At 53.7% G+C, this 18,040-nt stretch carries 21 protein-coding genes; 17 read left to right on the forward strand and 4 right to left on the reverse strand.

Annotated elements, in window-relative coordinates:
- Positions 1-6 precede the first annotated feature (6 nt).
- The 17 genes from E7L17_RS11025 (at position 7) to E7L17_RS11105 (ending at position 15,167) form a co-directional block, all read left to right on the forward strand.
- Complete coding sequence (locus tag E7L17_RS11025) at positions 7-4,212, forward strand: S-layer homology domain-containing protein (protein ID WP_018214023.1); 4,206 nt, start codon at positions 7-9, stop codon at positions 4,210-4,212.
- A 12-nt stretch (positions 4,213-4,224) separates the two neighbouring features.
- Positions 4,225-4,455, forward strand: coding sequence for a DUF6133 family protein (locus tag E7L17_RS11030; protein WP_018214022.1), 231 nt, complete (start codon positions 4,225-4,227; stop codon positions 4,453-4,455).
- Entirely contained in the window at positions 4,445-4,900 is a 456-nt protein-coding gene (locus tag E7L17_RS11035; protein ID WP_018214021.1) for an A24 family peptidase, read from the forward strand. The genes E7L17_RS11030 and E7L17_RS11035 overlap by 11 nt, the downstream gene beginning before the upstream one ends.
- Positions 4,897-5,028 (forward strand): hypothetical protein, encoded by a 132-nt coding sequence (locus tag E7L17_RS11040; protein WP_018214020.1) that lies wholly within the window; start codon positions 4,897-4,899, stop codon positions 5,026-5,028. The genes E7L17_RS11035 and E7L17_RS11040 overlap by 4 nt, the downstream gene beginning before the upstream one ends.
- A gap of 30 nt (positions 5,029-5,058) precedes the next feature.
- The gene (cpaB, locus tag E7L17_RS11045) at positions 5,059-5,889 is read left to right on the forward strand and encodes a Flp pilus assembly protein CpaB (RefSeq protein WP_018214019.1); all 831 of its coding nucleotides are present in this window, start codon (positions 5,059-5,061) and stop codon (positions 5,887-5,889) included.
- Positions 5,889-6,704, forward strand: coding sequence for an ATPase AAA (locus E7L17_RS11050; RefSeq protein ID WP_018214018.1), 816 nt, complete (start codon positions 5,889-5,891; stop codon positions 6,702-6,704). Before cpaB ends, E7L17_RS11050 begins: the two co-directional genes overlap by 1 nt.
- On the forward strand, positions 6,701-6,850 hold the full coding sequence (locus E7L17_RS11055) for a hypothetical protein (protein ID WP_018214017.1): 150 nt from the start codon (positions 6,701-6,703) through the stop codon (positions 6,848-6,850). The genes E7L17_RS11050 and E7L17_RS11055 overlap by 4 nt, the downstream gene beginning before the upstream one ends.
- Complete coding sequence (locus tag E7L17_RS11060; protein ID WP_042436449.1) at positions 6,847-8,424, forward strand: type II/IV secretion system ATPase subunit; 1,578 nt, start codon at positions 6,847-6,849, stop codon at positions 8,422-8,424. Before E7L17_RS11055 ends, E7L17_RS11060 begins: the two co-directional genes overlap by 4 nt.
- Entirely contained in the window at positions 8,421-9,350 is a 930-nt protein-coding gene (locus E7L17_RS11065) for a type II secretion system F family protein (protein ID WP_018214015.1), read from the forward strand. Before E7L17_RS11060 ends, E7L17_RS11065 begins: the two co-directional genes overlap by 4 nt.
- A gap of 10 nt (positions 9,351-9,360) precedes the next feature.
- Entirely contained in the window at positions 9,361-10,233 is an 873-nt protein-coding gene (locus E7L17_RS11070; protein WP_018214014.1) for a hypothetical protein, read from the forward strand.
- Positions 10,234-10,251: 18 nt separating this feature from the next.
- Positions 10,252-10,908, forward strand: coding sequence for a hypothetical protein (locus tag E7L17_RS11075; RefSeq protein ID WP_026184157.1), 657 nt, complete (start codon positions 10,252-10,254; stop codon positions 10,906-10,908).
- Positions 10,905-11,300 carry a DUF4320 family protein gene (locus E7L17_RS11080; RefSeq protein WP_172642072.1) on the forward strand — a complete coding sequence of 132 codons (396 nt, stop codon included), beginning with the start codon at positions 10,905-10,907 and terminating at the stop codon, positions 11,298-11,300. The genes E7L17_RS11075 and E7L17_RS11080 overlap by 4 nt, the downstream gene beginning before the upstream one ends.
- Positions 11,297-11,845 carry a hypothetical protein gene (locus E7L17_RS11085; RefSeq protein WP_018214012.1) on the forward strand — a complete coding sequence of 183 codons (549 nt, stop codon included), beginning with the start codon at positions 11,297-11,299 and terminating at the stop codon, positions 11,843-11,845. The genes E7L17_RS11080 and E7L17_RS11085 overlap by 4 nt, the downstream gene beginning before the upstream one ends.
- Before the next feature lie 109 nt (positions 11,846-11,954).
- On the forward strand, positions 11,955-12,512 hold the full coding sequence (locus E7L17_RS11090; RefSeq protein ID WP_316323291.1) for a DUF6550 family protein: 558 nt from the start codon (positions 11,955-11,957) through the stop codon (positions 12,510-12,512).
- Positions 12,513-12,588: 76 nt separating this feature from the next.
- On the forward strand, positions 12,589-14,274 hold the full coding sequence (locus E7L17_RS11095; RefSeq protein WP_018214010.1) for a hypothetical protein: 1,686 nt from the start codon (positions 12,589-12,591) through the stop codon (positions 14,272-14,274).
- A 13-nt stretch (positions 14,275-14,287) separates the two neighbouring features.
- Positions 14,288-14,758: a hypothetical protein gene (locus tag E7L17_RS11100; protein ID WP_018214009.1), complete on the forward strand. Its 471-nt coding sequence runs from the start codon at positions 14,288-14,290 to the stop codon at positions 14,756-14,758.
- A gap of 70 nt (positions 14,759-14,828) precedes the next feature.
- Positions 14,829-15,167: a DUF3852 domain-containing protein gene (locus E7L17_RS11105; RefSeq protein WP_018214008.1), complete on the forward strand. Its 339-nt coding sequence runs from the start codon at positions 14,829-14,831 to the stop codon at positions 15,165-15,167.
- Positions 15,168-15,344: 177 nt separating this feature from the next.
- On the opposite strand, the gene E7L17_RS11110 is transcribed toward E7L17_RS11105, so the two are convergent.
- The 4 genes from E7L17_RS11110 to E7L17_RS11125 all read right to left on the reverse strand — a co-directional run bounded on the left by E7L17_RS11110 (position 15,345) and on the right by E7L17_RS11125 (position 17,689).
- The gene (locus tag E7L17_RS11110; RefSeq protein ID WP_018214007.1) at positions 15,345-16,067 is read right to left on the reverse strand and encodes a DUF5131 family protein; all 723 of its coding nucleotides are present in this window, start codon (positions 16,065-16,067) and stop codon (positions 15,345-15,347) included.
- Between the two features lie 54 nt (positions 16,068-16,121).
- On the reverse strand, positions 16,122-16,328 hold the full coding sequence (locus E7L17_RS11115) for a hypothetical protein (protein ID WP_018214006.1): 207 nt from the start codon (positions 16,326-16,328) through the stop codon (positions 16,122-16,124).
- Between the two features lie 65 nt (positions 16,329-16,393).
- The gene (locus E7L17_RS11120; protein ID WP_018214005.1) at positions 16,394-16,864 is read right to left on the reverse strand and encodes a VOC family protein; all 471 of its coding nucleotides are present in this window, start codon (positions 16,862-16,864) and stop codon (positions 16,394-16,396) included.
- Between the two features lie 3 nt (positions 16,865-16,867).
- Complete coding sequence (locus E7L17_RS11125; RefSeq protein ID WP_018214004.1) at positions 16,868-17,689, reverse strand: helix-turn-helix domain-containing protein; 822 nt, start codon at positions 17,687-17,689, stop codon at positions 16,868-16,870.
- Between the last annotated feature and the right edge of the window lie 351 nt (positions 17,690-18,040).

Genomic DNA, 18,040 nt, shown 5'->3' on the forward strand with positions numbered 1-18,040 from the left:
GCGCTTATGAATAAGAAAATGAAACGGCCGCTGTGCCTTGCCCTCACTGTCTGCCTTGTGCTTTCCCTGCTTGCGGGCAGCGCCTATGCGGTAAACCGGTATTTTGAGGATGCCAAGGGGCATTGGGCGGAGGAAGCCATTCAGATCCTGACGGAAAAAGGCGTCATCAGCGGCTACCCCGACGGGCTGGCGCACCCGGATGAAATCATCACCAGAGGGGAATTCGCCGCCTTGGTTGCCAGAACCATGGAGCTGCCGGAGCCGGAGGAAAGCGAGGTCACCCTTCGCTTCACCGACATTGCCGGACATTGGTCGGAGCAGGATGTTGAGGCGCTCATTATTGCGGGAATCATCCAAAAGGACGATTTCGGCACGAAGTTTTTACCGGATCAGCCCATCACCCGCATGGAGATGATCCGCATGCTGGTGCGTGCCATCGGCAAGGGCGAGCATGACGCCTCCTGCTCCTGCGTCACCGGCTTTTCCGACGACGATACGCTTTCCGAATCGGACAAATCCAGCATCTGCACCGGCAAGGAATACGGTATCGTAGACGGCTACCCGGACGGCACGGTCAAGCCGGACGGAAAGGCCACCCGCGCCGAAGCCTTTGAAATGCTGGTGGATACGGAAAAGGCCAAAGAAAAAATCAAGAAGGAAGAACCGCCCAAGCCGACTGTTCCCACCAAGCCGGAGGATAAGCCCTCCGATGGGAATTCCGGCGGGGGCAGTTCTGGCGGCAGCAGTTCCGGTGGCGGTTCTTCCTATGTTCCCGCCCCGCAGTTTTCATTTACACTGCCCAAAACCGCGTATACTGCCGATGAAATTGAAATCAAGCCGGAAAGCCGGTATGTAAGCGATTTGACATGGTCAGCCCTGAAAAACGATCTGCCTGCCGAGCTTTCAGAGCTGACAGACGGTACCCTTGACCACAACGGCGGTAAAGTGAAATTTATGCAGACCGGCAGCATCACCCTGATTGCCACGGCCAAAAACAGCCGGGGCGTCACGGTGACCCATGAGCAGACCATCAGCATCTACCCGGTTGTGACGGCGGCGTTCGCTCTGCCCGAAACCACCCATACCGACAAATCCGTGGCGGTGAAGCTGATGACCGAAAACCTCGGTACCAATGCGGTGGTATGGTCGCTCGAAAAGGATGGCACTGCCGTCGATATCGAAACGGCTCTCACCGGAACGCTGGATTCCACCGGCGGCACGGTGCTGTTCAAGGAAAAGGGCGTATACAAGCTGACCGCCTCGATTACGGATGAGCTGGGCAAGGTTATCACCGCACAGGATAGCATCACGGTCTACCCGGTAGCGGAGGTCAAGCTGACACTCCCAACCGTTTCTCATACGGATAAAACCGTGGCGCTCAAGACAGAAACAAAAGAAACGGACGGCCTCACAGTGGCCTACACCCTGACCCGGAACGGCGAGCCTGCCGAAACCGACACATGGATCGAAGGAAATCCTGCTGACGGTAGCATCCGATTCAAGGAAAAAGGTGTGTATGCGCTGACCGCCTCTGTCACCGACGATACCGGCAGAGTGTTTTCCGATACCGCCCATATTACCGTCTACCCGGTAGGTTCGGCGGGCTTCTATCTGCCGGAAATCTTCCACACCGACAGCACCGTGATGGTGGAGGCAGTGTTCGGGGAAATCGGCAGCCATACCGCAAATTGGACGCTGCTCCGTGACGGAAAAGAAGTATCCCTCACCGATGCGGTGGAGGGTACGCTGGGCAACAGCGGCGGTGAGCTGAAGTTTCATGCCAAGGGCAGCTATGTTCTGAAAGCGGAATTCACCGACGACGGTGGCAGAACCTACCGCTACGAGCAGGGCTTCAAGGTGTATCCTGTGCCTGCCGTCAGCTACAGCCTGCCGGAGTATGTTCACACCGATACGGATATTGCGGTCAAAACCGAAACCACTGATTTGGACGGCCTCACCGTCGAATGGCTGGTGGACAACACCTACGGATTTCAGGACTGGCCGACCTATGTGGACGGAACGCTCACAAACGGCGGCGGCACGATCCGCTTCAAACGGGCCGGTGTCTATGAGCTGGCAGCCAGAGTCACCGATGAAACCGGCCGTGTATTTCTGTACGAAAGCCATGACAAATGCGAGGTTCTGCCTGTGCTGACCATCGGCTTTGAGCTTCCCGAATTTGCCTATACCGATACCGCCATCGACCTCAGAACCCACGGCAACAATCAGGTTCTGCCGGTGGAGTGGTCCGTCAGCAAGGACGGCAAGAGCATTCCGCTCTCCGAGGCGTTTGACGGCAGCCTCACCCCCCAGGGCGGCAAGATTACCTTTAAGGGCGACGGCGAGTATGTTCTCACCGCTGCCATGACCGATTACCTGAAACGCAGATATTCCCACAGCGAAAACATTCGCATCCACCCTGTGGTGCAATATGCATTTACCATGCCGCAGGCTGTTCACTACGGCACGGAGTTTGAAGTTGCCGCAAAGGATGTCCGGCACCTCGGCAGCTATTCCGTTGTATGGACACTACAAAAGGACGGCAATCCCTCACAGTATCAGGGCACCCTCGGCAATGACGGCGGCAAAATCGCTATCCATGACACCGGCACATTTACCCTGACCGCCTCTATCACCGACAGCGAAGCGCGTGTCACCACCCATTCGGAACGCATCACGGTCACCAACACCGCGCCGAATGTCCCTGTGGTAGAAGCCGTACCCACCCGTACCGCCAAGGCCGGCAAGTTTCTTGTGAACATCACCGCCAGTGCCACAGACCCCGATGGGGATGCGGTGACCTTGGAGTATGCGGATACTGCGGCCGACAGCTATTATGCGCCGGGTACTCACACCATAAAAGTTCGTGCCAAAGACATTGCCGGGGCGTATTCTGCGTGGACGGAAAAGACCTTCACCGTGACCAATGCCGCGCCAACCGTTATCCTGACCGCCGAGCCGACCCGCACGGCGAAAGATGGCAAATTCCTCGTCAATATCAGTGCAAAGGCAGCGGATACGGACGGTGACGCCACCACGCTGGAATGGGACAACAAGGCGGCGGATGGCTACTATGCGCCCGGTACCCATACCGTAAAAGTTCGTGCCAAGGATATCGCCGGGGCGTATTCCCCATGGACGGAAAAGACCTTCACCGTGACCAATGCCGCGCCCACCGTAACCCTGACTGTCGAGCCGACCCGCACGGTGAAAGATGGCAAATTCCTCGTCAATATCAGTGCAAAGGCAGCGGATGCGGACGGCGATACCACCATGCTGGAATGGGATAACAAGGCGGCAGACAACTACTATGCGCCCGGCACCCATACCGTAAAAGTCCGTGCCAAGGACATTGCCGGAGCATATTCCCCTTGGACGGAAAAGACCTTCACCATCACCAGCTCCGCGCCTACGGTTACCTTGACTGCCACTCCGACCCGTACAGCCCAAAGCGGCAAATTCCTTGTGAATATCAGCGCAACAGCCTCTGACTCGGATGGCGATCCCACTACACTGGAATGGGACAACAAGGCGGCGGACGGCTACTATGCCGTTGGCACGCACACCGTCCGTGTTCGCGCCAAAGATGCTACCGGGCTGTATTCCGATTGGGTATCCAAGACCTTTACCGTGGCAAACTCCGCCCCGACAGCGCCGATGATTACCCGAACGCCGAACGGCAACAGTGTGGCACCGGGAACGCCGGTCACCATCACGGCAGCCAGCTCCGACCCGGACGGCGACCCAGTCACCCTGATTTGGGAGGGCAGAAACGCCGAAACCCAGACCTACCCCCGCGGAAAGAACGTGGTGCGTGTCAAGGCGGTGGATTCCGCAGGCGCCGAGTCCCCGTGGGCCGCTATCGTTTTCTTTGTGGCGGATTCCAACGGCGGCGGTGGCATGACGCTCACAGGCCCGGATTCCGTGATCATGGAAAACGGCATCGAAGGCGCCACCATCACCGAATACACCTTTACGGTGCCGCCCGTCAGCGGGCACAGCGGCTCCGACTTCGGCAGGGTGCGCGGCTACAACAAGCTGACCGGCCAGTGGGATCAGCTGGACTACGGCACCACCTCCAACGGCATCACCTTCACCCGTACCCTCGGCGCAGGCGTATACACGCAGCTGGAGTTTTATTATTATACCAACCACTCGTGCATGTACAACAAATCCAACATCACCTACTCGGTGACGTACCACTTTGAATAAGGGGGAACATCCATGAAGCATCTCATTTGCAAGCTGAAAAGCAAGGCGGTCATGACCGCCGCCAGAACCCGCCGCGTCCTTTCCGGCAGCCGCGGGGACGGATACATTGACACCGCCATCAAAATCCTGATTGCCGTGGTCTTGGGCGCTCTGCTCCTTGCGGGGCTGTATGCTCTGTTCGGGGAAACGGTGCTGCCCACCCTTGTGCAGCGCATTAAGGAAATGTTCAACTATGCAGGCTGATAGCACCCTTCAGGCGGTGCTTTTTTTCTGTCTGCTGCTGGCGGCTTCTGTGTGGGATCTCCGCAAGCGGATTATCCCGGACAGCATCTGCCTCCTGATTGCACTGACGGGGCTGATTGATTTCAGCCCCGTCAATCTTTTAGGCGTCCTTGCGGCACTGCCCCTGCTGCTTGCCGCCCTGTACAAGCCGGAGGGCATCGGTGGCGGGGATATCAAGCTCACAGCCGCCGCAGGCATGGTGCTGGGCTTTGTGGGATGCACGGCCGGGCTGCTGCTCGGCCTGACGGCATCCCTCTTTTTTTATCTCATAAACCAGCTCATCAGACGGCTTCGCAAGCTGGAGCCGCAGAAAGCGTCACAGGCATCTCTGCCTATGGCGCCGTTTTTGTCCCTCGGCTTTCTTGCCGTAACCATTTCAAAAATTTTAGGAGGAATTGTCTCATGAAAAAAATCCATATCAGCAGAAAAAAGGCCCTCGTCGCTGCCGGTATCGCCGCCGTTACGCTGGCCGCCGCCCTGATCCCCAAGGCTGTGAAAGCAGTGAAACACCGCAGATACAGCTCCAGTTTCTAAAATCACCATGAAATCAAGGAGGAAAAATCTATGAGCCTTTTCAAAAACCGCACGGTGGTCGGAGTGATCTGCATTCTTTTGTCCCTGCTTATCTGCTTCGGCGTGACGCCGCTGTTTAACCAGTCGGTCAGCCAGAAAACCGAAATCGTCCGCGTCGTGAAGGAAATCAAGGCAGGCGAGGAAATCACCAAGGAGATGGTGCAGACCGCGGAAGTGGGCGGCTTCGGACTGCCCGAAAATGTTCTTCGCCAGAGCGAATCCGTTGTGGGCAAGTACGCCACCGCCGATCTTTCCGTTGGTGACTATATCTTAAACACCAAGCTATCCGACACCCCGGCGGCAGAAAATACCTACCTGTACAACCTGGACGGCACCAAGCAGGCCATGTCGGTCACCATCAAGAGCTTTGCCAACGGACTGTCCGGCAAGCTGGAAAGCGGCGATATTGTGTCGGTGATCGCCCCGGATTACAAAAAGCAGGGCTCCACCGTGATCCCCGCCGAGCTGAAATATGTGGAGGTCATCGCCGTCACCGCAGGCAGCGGCTATGACGCCAACCAGCGTGACGCTGGACCCGATTCGCCTTCGGCGGAGAATGAAAAAGAACTTCCTGCAACCGTGACCCTGCTGGTATCCCCCGAACAGAGCAAGGTGCTGGCAGAGCTGGAATCGGACGGCAAGCTCCACCTGTCCCTTGTTTACCGCGGCACACCCGCCAACAGCGCCAAGTTTATCGAGGCGCAGGACAAGGTCGTTGCGGCACTGTATCCCGCGGAGCCGGTGCAGGACAGCGCTCCTGAATCTCAGGAACCGGAGGAAAGCACTGCATCCGAAGCGCCTGCGGAAAGCGAGGTGCAGTGATGCTGAACTTTAAGAAAAAGGGCATCTTCACCCGCCAAGTGCCAAAGGAGGATGCCTCGCCGGAGCAGGAGCCGCAGGAAGGAATCCTTGCCGTTTGGGGCTCCCCCGGCAGCGGAAAGACCGTCACTGCCGTGAAGCTTGCAAAGCACCTTGCCGACCGGAAGAAAAACGTGGTGCTTCTTCTCTGCGATATGACCGCCCCCATGCTGCCCTGCATCTGCCCGCCCTCGGAGCTTCAGGGCGAGCATTCGCTGGGCAGTATTCTTGCCGCCGCCCATGTGACGGAGCCGCTCATCAAGCACAATCTGGTGACGCTGAAAAAGCACAAATACCTCACCGTCCTCGGCATGAAAAAGGGTGAGAACGAGTACACCTACCCGCCCTATGAGCAGACTCAGGCACAAGAACTTCTGGATAATCTGCGAAAAATCGCCCCTTTCGTGGTGGCGGACTGCGGCAGCTATATCGCCAACGACATCCTTTCCGCCGTGGCGCTCATGGAGGCCGACAGCGTCCTGCGCCTTGCAAACGCCGATCTGAAATCCGTAAGCTATCTTTCCAGTCAGCTCCCATTGCTCCGGGATTCCAAATGGGATGCGGAGAAGCAGTACAAGGTTGCCGGGAACGTGAAGCCCCGGCAGGCCGGGGAGCAGATCGGACAGGCGCTGGGCTCCGTAGCCTTTACCCTGACCCACTCGCCGGAGCTGGAGGAACAGTACCTTGCCGGGAATCTGCTGGCAGATTTGTCCTTAAAGGACAGCCGCCAATTCCGCAAGGAAATAGAAAAAATTACAAGGGAGGTATTTGGTATATGAAAAGCTATCGTTCCAAATCCCCCTCGGAGAGCATGGGGGGCACACGGGGGGAACTGGTTCCCACCCGTGAGGCGCACTGTGAGCAAAGCGAACCATGCAGCTTTCGCAAAAGCTGCGCGCGCCAAAAGGAGGTGTTCGGCATATGAAGTTGGGCAAAAAACGAAGCGCACCGGCATTTCAGAATAAGGCGGCACGCACAGAAAAAAACGGCAGTCATCCGTTATCCACAGAACCAGAGCTGATCACCGAAGTCGGAAATACCTCCGAACCCACGGCTGAGAGGTTTGCAAACTTGCAGTTCGGTTCCGATGTGGATGTTTTGAATCCGCCGGATGAGCAGGAAGCCGCGCCGTTGCGTGACAACCGCACGCTGCGTGCGCATGGTCTGTTCTTTACCCCGGAAACGGAGGGAAAGGATTTCTCCTCGGTGCTTGCCGAGGTGCAGGAGTACATCTCCGAACATTACAGCACCCTCATCACCGCAGGCGGCGAGGATGCCAAGGCGCAGCTCAAACGCTACATCACCAAGTACGTCCAGGACCGCCGTGTCTCGGTAAACGGCATGAGCGGCGGCAAGCTGGCGGACGCCCTCTACACCGAAATGGCGGAGTTTGGATTTCTGACCAAATACATCTTCGGGAGCGGCATTGAGGAAATTGACATCAATTCGTGGAAAGACATTGAGGTGCAGTATTCCGACGGCCGCACCGTCAAGCTGGAGGAACGCTTTGAAAGCCCCCAGCACGCTGTCAATGTGATTCGAAGGATGCTCCACATCAGCGGCATGGTTTTGGATAACGTCAGCCCCATCGTGTTGGGGCATCTCAGTAAAAATATCCGTATTGCCGTCTTGAAAAGCCCCATTGTGGACGAGGATGTGGGTGTGGCGGCCTCCATCCGTATCGTAAACCCGCAGAGCATGAAAAAAGAGGACTTTGTCCGAAGCGGCACGGCGACAGACCCTATGCTGGACTTTTTATCCCTTTGTGTCCGTTACGGCATCTCGGTCTGCGTGGCGGGCGCCACCAGCTCCGGTAAAACCACCGTGGCAGGCTGGGTGCTGACCACCGTACCGGACAACAAGAGAATCTATACCATTGAAAACGGCTCCCGTGAGCTGGCTCTCGTCAGAGAAAAGGACGGAAAGGTGGTCAATTCGGTCATCCACACCCTGACTCGTGACAGCGACAATGACCGCCAGCGCATCGACCAGACCAACCTTTTAGACTATGCCCTCCGTTTCAACCCGGACATCATCGTGGTGGGCGAGATGCGCGGCGCGGAGGCAAACGCGGCGCAGGAGGCCGCCCGAACCGGCGTGGCGGTGCTGACCACCATCCACTCCAATTCCTGCGAAGCCACCTATCGCCGCATGGTGTCCCTGTGCAAGCGCGCCGTGGATATGTCCGATGCGACCCTCATGGACTATGTCACCGAAGCCTATCCCATTGTGGTGTTCTGCAAGCAGCTGGAAAACAAGCAGCGCCGCATGATGGAGATTCAGGAATGCGAAATCCTGCCCGACGGCACAAGGCGTTTCCGCCCGCTGTTCCAGTATGTCATCACCGAAAACCGCATGGAGGACGGCAAATTCATCATTGAGGGGCACCACGAGCAAGTCAATACCATCTCGGACAGCCTTGCCAAGCGGCTTCTGGAAAACGGTATGCCGCAGGCGGTCATTGAGAGCCTGAGGAGAAAGGAGGCACAAATCGCATGATGACGGTACTGTTAATCGCCTGCATTGGAATGATTGCAGGCTCTTTTATTTTGCTTGGGCTGACACCCATGGCGTTTACAACCGCCATCTTCGGCAGGCTGACTGATCAGCCCAAAGCCCTCCGGGATGAGGTCAATGAAACCATCCGCAGGAAAAAGAAATCCTATCTGCGCCGGGAGCTTGCCGAGGTGCAGTCTATCCTCAAGGTCACCGGCAGATCGGCACGCTTTCCCATGCTCTGTGCCTTGTCCCTGCTGTTCTTTGCCGTGGGCGCGTCCGTGGCCGTGATGCTCTCGAACTTTTTTCTGGTTCCTGTCATGGCGGCGGGCTGTATGCTCCTGCCGTTCTGGTGGGTGAAGCTCACGGCCAGCCACTTCAAAAAGGACATTGCGGCGGAGCTGGAAACGGCGCTCAGTATCATCACCACGGCCTACCTCCGAAACGAGGACATTCTGACGGCGGTGGAGGAAAATCTCCCGTACCTGAACCCGCCGGTGCTGTCGGTATTTCAGAGCTTTGTGTCCCGTGTGCGGCTGGTTGACCCCGATGTGACGGCGGCGCTCCATGATGTGAAAATGAGAATTGACAACACGGTGTTTCAGGAATGGTGCGACGCCCTCATTGCCTGTCAGCACGACCGCAGCCTGAAAACCACCCTGACGCCTATTGTCAGCAAGCTTAGTGATATGCGGGTGGTCAACGGTGAGCTGGAAACCATGGTGTTCGAACCGAGAAAGGAATTCATCACCATGGTGGTCCTTGTCATAGGCAACATTCCGCTCCTGTATTTTTTGAATCAGGACTGGTACCACACCCTGATGCATACCCCGCTGGGGCAGGTAATCCTGACCATCTGCGCTGCCGTGATTTTCATTTCCACGGCGTTTGTGATCAAGCTCACCCAGCCCATCGAATATCGAAGATAAGGAGGAACCCATGACAATCTATCTGTTTTTATTTGGAGTCCTCCTGTCGGCGGGACTCTTTTTCATTGCCGCCGATCTGCTGCATCTGCCCACCCTTGCAACCCAAAAGGCGATGCTGTCAGCAGGAAAGCAGGCCAAGGCCAAGCCCAAAACCACCGATGCCCTGCTGCGGAACGCCGCCGTCCGGCTCTCCCGGTATATCCGCATGGATGCGTACAAGAGAAGCCGGATGACAAATGTGCTGTCGGCGGCGGGGCTTTCCGACTCACCGGAGCTGTTCACCGCAACGGCTATTGTGAAGGCGGCGGCTATCGGGCTGTGTATCATTCCCTGCCTGATGGTTCTGCCATTGCTGGCGCCCATTGTACTGTTTACCGCCGTGCTGGTCTATTTCAAGGAAATCCGCAAGGCGGACGAGGCGCTGGCAGCCAAGCGCGGAAAAATCGAACAGGAGCTGCCCCGTTTCGTTGAGACCGTCACTCAGGAGTTGAAAGCCAGCCGGGATGTGCTGTCCATGCTGGAGAATTTCAAGAAAAACGCAGGCGAGGACTTTGCGGCGGAGCTGGACATCCTCACGGCGGATATGCGTTCCTCCAGCTATGAGGCGGCGTTAACCCGCTTTGAGGCAAGGTTCAATTCGCCCATGCTCTCGGATATTACCAGAGGGCTGATCGGCGTACTGCGCGGGGACGACGGCGGGATGTATTTTCAGATGCTGGCCCACGATATGAAACAGCTGGAGCTTCAGCGGCTGAAAGCGCAGGCCATGAAGATCCCGCCGAAAATCCGGGTGTTCTCCTTTGCCATGCTCATGTGCTTTCTCATGACCTACATGGCGATTATTGTCTATGAAATCATCACATCCCTTTCCGGGATGTTCTAACAGGGAGGTGTAAACCAGATGACAGAACAGGAAATGATGACGCTTCTGCGGAAAAAGCTGGACAGAGGCATGGCGCAGTATCGAAAGGAATGGCAGCAGAAACCGGCCTCTGAGCTGGTAGAGCTGGCGAGTGAAATTGCCGCTGTGAAGTTTGTGTACGGAGAATTATCCGGCAGCAGCTATTCGGCTGACTATATGGAATACCTCCTGCGCTTCGAAAACCCGCTGGAGGTGGTAAAGGATCAGTGGATATCCGAGCAGACCGTGGATTTCAGCGAGGAACTCACCCATGCCCTTTGGACGCTGTGGGACAAGGGCGAATCGGAAGCAGAGTATACCCTCGACCCGGAATATGCGCCTGTTTCTGCGGAGGAAGTGAGAATCACGGTGCGGGAATTTATTGAAGCGCACCCGAACGCAGCGTTTGACATGATGACGCCCGGCGGTTATGTGTACCTGACGCCGGAAACTGCACAGCTTCTGCTCTCCGGCCAGAGTGTGAAAGGAAACCCCGGCAGCGCTGAATTTGCCAGAGATGTCCCCGCGGATGAACTGCTGGAGCAGGAGATTTGCACTGCTGATTTCAGCAAGGGCGCATGGCGTATCTTAAGTGACCACAACCCGGAACCCCGGCAGGAGCAGGGGCCCTTTGAGCGGGGGGTGACCATGTGCTGAGAAAAATCCTGAAAAACAAGCGCGGCGAGGGCTATATCGACGTGGCCGTGCTGGTGCTGTGCGCCATGCTGGTTATTGCCCTTGCCGTGAAGGTGTTCCCCGTCTACATCCAAAAGCAGCAGCTGGACACCTTCGCCACGGAGCTCATCCGGGAGGCCGAAATTGCCGGACAGGTGGGCAGCGAAACCAGCCGCCGTGAGCAGCTTCTGCGGGAAAAGACAGGGCTTTCTCCCAGCGTGGAATGGTCTGAAACCGGCAGAATCCAGCTCAATGAGGAAGTCACGGTAACGGTCACCTACCAAACCAACATCGGGCTGTTTGGCGGCTTCGGCTCGTTCCCGATTACGCTGAGAGCAGATGCGGCGGGAAAGAGCGAGGTTTACTGGAAATGACGGATAAAATCAAGCAAATTTTACGGAGAAAAGACGGTGCGGGCTTTCCTCTCATTATCGCAATTACCCTGTCGCTGGTCATGATCTTCACGGGCATTTCAGAATACTTCCGTCTGATGATTGTGGCGCAGGGTGTGCGGGATGCAGTGCAGGCCGCCGTCATCTCCACCGTGGTGGAGAATTACGATGATGTGTACCACGGTGTGCGGGAGGGCTATTCGGGCGCTTACCAGCCCTATGCCGGAGATTTCGAGGAAAGTCTCGATTACGGCGATATTTATGACCGGCTGGACAACATCCTTGGACTCTCTTATAGCAGCGGATACCATGAAAAGCGCACGCCGGACGGCAAGCTGGAGTTTAAGGTCTGGAATCTGGAGGTGGACATCCGAAACGCGCCTCTTGCATCGGGTGACCAAGCTTCCGCCCGTTTTGAAGCGGACAGCACCATTCTGCTGGAGGTTCCCGTATCCTTTGGCGGGAAGCTGCTGCCGCCCATGACCATCAAGGTCAAGACCAGCGCCGGATACACGCCTAAATTTTGACTGTTATCAAAAAGTTTTCTATAATAACAGTAGACTTCCGGAAACGTTCATGGTAGGGTGTGAAATAACAAGAGGCTTATCAAAATATGGTAAATAGGAGGATGCTCTTATGAAAAATATGAATCCCAAAATGAAGAAGTGGCTGGCTGTCGCCGGGGGACTTGCCCTCTGCGTGATACTGATGGTGCTGATCGGGCAGCGGTTCCAGACACCCAATCCGGTGGATGCGCCCCTCCCGTCCCAAAGCTCCGAGGTGAGCGATGTGACGGTAGACCCGTCCGGGCCGGACAGCACAGAGAAAGAAAAAGAGGTCACCGTAACTCCGCCCGATACCACCCAGCCGGTGAGCACCGACAACGGCGCGGTTTCCAGCGGCACGGAGCAGACCATTCAGGGCGATGTGAGCAAGCCGGAATATACCGAGGAACAGCTTCAAGACCCCACACAGAAGCCCAACGGCGAAAAGGTCACCGAGCCTCCCGCGGCAGTCGACCATGACAAGGTGGAACAGCCGAAGGAAACCCCGAAACAGGAATCCTCCTCTAAACCCAGCAATGGCGGAAACAGCATTCCTGGCTTTGATAACGTGCCAAACTTGGGCGAAAATCAAGTGATTGAGGGAAAAAGCGATGGCGACATCAACAAGCAAGTCGGTACGATGGACTAAAACTTAATACAATATATCCCAAGAGCACGGTTGAAAAATACCGTGCTTTTATTTTGCAAAAACACAGGAGGGCAAAATGAAAAAATTACTTTTGAGAGCCCTGCCGCTGTTCCTCGTTTTGTGTCTGCTCTGCCCGATGACTGCGCTTGCCGACACCGGCGGCAGCGGAAACATTGACGGCGGTGGCGGCGGGATGGGTCAGGGAACCAGCACCAATTCATGGAGTCCCGGTAATGAAGGTGTACGTGTCACGGTGGTTCGCGCAAGCGACCATGCGGTAGTTACTACTCCCATTGATTTAAGCAATAAGTCCCCATCATCTTCGATTTATCATTTCGGAAAGGTCAGCAAAATACAGTACAACAATGGCAGGAACTTGCAAGCTGTCCAAGGCGGTTATACCACCATAAAACCACCTCAGGCAATTCCAAAAGTTATCAGTACCAATGGCAGCAATAATATTGATGCACTCAAGAAATACTTTTGCTCTGAGTTTTTGGTGCAACTCATCGCAAATCACACTGGCATGGACTACGATGTTCTGATTGGCGGTGAGTACAAGTTGCTCCTTGAACCCTTTGCCTTTTATAAATTTGAGGGCAATATGTTTGCCACCACCGCTACTGAAGCGGCGCTCTATGATGAGCAGACCAGCGGCCTGTTAAGGCGGCGCATGGTATCCCTAACCCACAAGAATCTGCCGCTGGCCATGTTCCTGGAGGTAAGCGATCTCGGCTATCCCGCATGGGGAGGCAGCAAAACCAGCGCCGCCACCAATGCGGATATCAAGTCCAGCCTTGGGCTTGGCATCGTCCGCTTTGAGGAAAAGCCGGAGGAACCGCAGATTGACGCCTACGATTATGAGTACCGGGTCAACACCGACGTCATCACGGCGGTGCGCATCAGCGGTGGCCAGTCCGACCCTGACAGCCCCACCCGTGTCAGCTTCAACATTGGCGGCCAGACCTACAACGTGGGCAATGTTTATTACCCTGAAGGCGACAGCCAGCTTGCGTGGGTGAAATGGAGAACCCCTGATACCGAGCAGAACATGACCATTGAAGTGACGGTGTCCGGCCCCGGCAGCACGGCGAAAACGACCCTCAACGTAAAAATCGTTGACCTTGATAAGAACCCGCCGCCCAATCCCGTAGCCGATGACCGCAATGACAGCTTCTCCCGCACTTCTGTTCCAAGCAGAGCGGTGAAAAGCACGGCAAGCTGGAGTGTCTGGCGCCCGTGGTGGCAGGAATATTGGGTATGGCATGGGGATGATGAGGACGGATACTGGTGTGACCATGGATGGTGGGAATTTGATCTGGATCGCTACAGCGCCAGTCTGACCGCAGCCATGAGCATCCAGTGCGATGATAAAAATCCCACCGCCAGCGGAAGAGTTATGAAGTCAGGATACGGTATCAACCAGACCGTCACCGGGAGTGTCAGCTCCAGCCAAAGCTCGGCGGTTACCCAGCCGCAGAATGCGGTCAGCTATTTCCCTGAATTCGGCTACGAAGCCTACTGGCGGCTCTTGGATCGTATGGGATCGGGGCGGTTTGAATTTCAGAAAAATCCCTATTCCACCTACAAGAATCGGACTCATTTCAGCCCCATCTGGATGCTGGACGGCGCCTATACCGTCAACACATGGCTCATAGATGCGTGGACGCCCGATGGGATGCTGTCCGCCAACCTGACCGACAGCCTGACTATCCGCGGCAATCTGTGGCAGGATTGGCACGCCGGTCCCATCCAGCCGTAAAGGAGGGACGAGGATGGCATATGAACGCATTGAGGCTCCAAAAGGCAGCGTGTACCACTACACAAAAACGGATCGGCTGGAGGCAATTCTCAAGGATGGCCGCATCCGGCGGTTCGGAGATCGGGAGTGCTGGTTCTGCACCTCTCTTGCAGATACCCTGCGGCTTATGGAAATGACCGTCATGCAGGAGGGGCATCCTTACGTGGATGTGCAGGGCTTCTGGCGGAAATACCCCGCTTTTGTGCCGGAGGATTATGTGATTCTCCAGCTGGAGCCGCGCTATCAGAACGGCGATTGGGTGCGCTGGAATCAGGAGCTGCCGCCCGGCTGTTCCGCTGAGCTCCTTGCACAAGCGAAGGAATTCAGTGCGCTGAAAAAAGGATTTCGGGGCGACCTGAAGTTTTACCAAAACCCGCAAGTGCTTGCGGTAGCTCCGCTTTTGGAGGAACAGACTCCGGGCATGGACATGACCATGCAGCTATAAAAACAGAAAAAGAACAAGGCGGCGGGAGCGATCCTGCGGCCTTGTTCCTCATTTCGGAAAGGTGGTCTTTATGAAAAGATATAAAAAAATCGCGCTGGCACTCACGCTCGTTCTCATGGTAAGCCTGCTGTTTGGCACAACCGCTTTTGCGGCAAACGGCGACGTGGCCGGGGCGATTGAGGGAACGTGGAACGATGCCTCCGGGCAAATCAAGACGGTGGTCAACAAGGTGGTGTTCCCTGCAATCGACTTGATTCTGGCGGTGTTTTTCTTTGCCAAACTTGGGATGGCGTACTTCGATTATCGCAAACATGGGCAGTTTGAGTGGGCGGCGCCCGCCATTCTGTTCGCCTGCTTGGTGTTCACTCTCACGGCGCCGACCTATATCTGGACTATACTCGGGATGTGACTGTAAAACAAAAAGTAGGCAACCCGAGCCTGATAGCAAGGTTTGCCCATATTTTCATAGTAATCGTGATTAGTTTTGGTAGAACCGATTTAGTCTCAATAAGCTGTCTGCTCATTTGGTTCATACAGAATATTTGTTAAACAAAATAGGCAATAATGCTTTACTCCATTGATTTGATCAGAACAACCTTTTCCCATCTGAAATATCAATATCGAGCTCTTTTGCCACACTGTTTTGCTTAAATGGATTTATTTTTTCCACTACACCGTCACGTTTGAAAAGTGAGCCTGTATTCTTGAACCAAAAGGTTACATCTGCTGTTACGCATTGTTCACGGATATTAAGTACCCAATCATAATCGCACATACGGGCTTCTCGTCCTGTTTCGCCGCCAACGGTAACATGGTCTATGCCATCAAGATATGGTGTTAAATCTATCGCTTCTAAAAGTGGGGCGCAGGCAATAAAGCGCCGCTTTATCGGATAGGATAAAAAGAGCGGAAGCCTGTAATCGGCGAGTGTTTGATTTTCGGCAGTACAGCCAATATTCACATTGTCATAGCCTGTACCCCAATCAGACGGAAGCGATTGGGGGAAACGGTCAATTCGCTTTGTTAAAATCAAGAAATCAATATCTGTTCTTTCCTTGATGATAGCCCAAATGTCTTTACGCCACTCGTCTGCTTCTGGCAGGAAAAAGTCAGTCGCAAAACAGGTTGGAAGAATTTTGTTGCCTTTGATATTGTATTCTCCCTTTGCATTTTTCCTTGCGGGCCAATCAAATTTATCTGTTTTTTGTATTGTGCTTTGACCATAGCGTTTTGCATACGGCCCATAAAAATAGCAATTTGTACAGCCATCACTTATCTTGTAACAGCCTGTCCATGGCTCCCAGTTCATAGTATTCCTCCTCTTGGATGGGTGAAGCCGATGATGGCAGAAACGCACCGCTTGTCAAGTGCAGCGTTTGAACGTCACCGTCTGTGCCTTCATGGAGATCTTATCCACCTCATAGCCGTAGACGGGCAGCTCCTTCTTGAAGGTTAAAAAGGCGTGGTCGATGGGAAAGCCCAGAATCTGTTCAATCTCGGCATAGGTCAGCGCGAAGCTGTTCTCCGTGCGTTGACCTATCGCCTTCCAAAGCGGCTCATATTTACTCATTGTCCGTCTCCTCCAATCTTGTTTGGAATAAAATAGCGGCTTTGGTTTACCAAAGCCGCCGTGTATCACATACTAAAGCCTAACGCATACTGTTTTACAACCTCAAGAGGGAACATTGTGCGTGTAGCAACTTCTTCTGCCGACATGCCTTGATTAAAAAAGCGTTTGATAACCGTGGTCATATCCTCTGCAATTTCTACAATGTGCTTGTCGGGGTCATATACCCGAATATCACGCTGCCCCCACGGGTATTCTTTGATTTCGTGTACCCACTGCAAACTGGATATGCTTTTTAGTTTGGCGTATACCTTGTCTAAATCTTCCACTTCAAAATAAACTTGAAAGTTGTGCGATTGCTCTTTCACGCTATCGACTGATATGCCAACGAGTTCGGCATATCCTTGTTGCAGAGAAAACCCCTCAAAGGTCACATGTACGCCAATATCCATTACCGCGTTTTGATGAAGCACCTTTTCATAAAAATGTTTCGATGCGGCTATATCCTTAACCGCTAAAAGACAACCTTGATATTTCATTTTTCAATCCCCCTTTGAGGATAGTGTATCGTATATCTCTGTGCCGTCATAGTAAAAATCCGACATTGTTTTCAGATACTTTTGTGGGGTAACGCCACTGATAGCCTTGAAATCTTTATCAAAATGGGCTTGGTCGAAATATCCAGCTTGTTGCGACAATGCCGCAAAAAAGCAAGGCGATTTTTGAATGTGCTTTAATACATAATTAAAGCGAGTTAAGCGTATAAAGTCCTTAACATTCATCCCAATTTGCACAAGAAACAAGCGGTTTAGCTGTCGCCCACTATAATGGGATTGTCTGGCAACTTCTTTCACTTGTATTTGTCCATAATTATCAGAAATCACTTTGGTTGCCAACACCAAAGAGTCCGAAACAACATGCTTTTCCATGCGTCGGTATAAAATTTCCTCACAAGTATTCACCAAATCGGATACAGTTTTTGATGCTACAAAAGCCTGATGCAGCGAATAAAACAGCTCATTGTCAATATCCTCAAGCGTCAGTCGTTTATCTGCAAACTCCGCTTGGCTTTGACGAGTAATTTGATACAAACCATAGGGAGAAAGTTGTACAAGCAATAGGACATGATAACTATTTGGTTCCATTCCTAACAATACCGGGGTTAAAGATGCTCCCCACAGTTCAGCAATGACTGCGTTTCCGTCAAAAGCAAGCGACAATGTTCCGCAAGCGTTAGGCATAAGCGTATATTGTGCGGTAAATGTATTATTCGATGGAAATACGACGTTGTAATATTGAATATATTTTCTCAGCCCCACATGCGAGGGGAATATATTGAATTGCTTGTTATCTTTTATAATCAAATTATTCCCCCTCATCTTCAAAGTAAAGTTTTCATTATGTTTATCCGCCTAATGCGAATCAAGCAAATATAAATACACCCCTTCGGGGCAAATTTTTCCTCACTACCGTTTCAAAAAAGTTTTACTCGGTAAATATATAAAATAAGTTTACCATAGCAAAATGGAAGTTTCAATTAATTAAATATAGACAACAGGGAGGGGTTCGGTGCTATGAAAATTAAAATCCGTTCACCGTCTATATGCAAGCATTGACTGGACTATTCTTGGCATGTAGACAAAGCAAGAGCCGTTGCGTCAAGTAAGATGCAACGGCTCAAATTCGTGATAAGTCAGATTTTATTGTGTAGGTGA

The organism is Clostridium sp. (assembly GCF_032576335.1).
Classification (GTDB): Bacteria; Bacillota; Clostridia; order Oscillospirales; family Acutalibacteraceae; genus Faecalispora.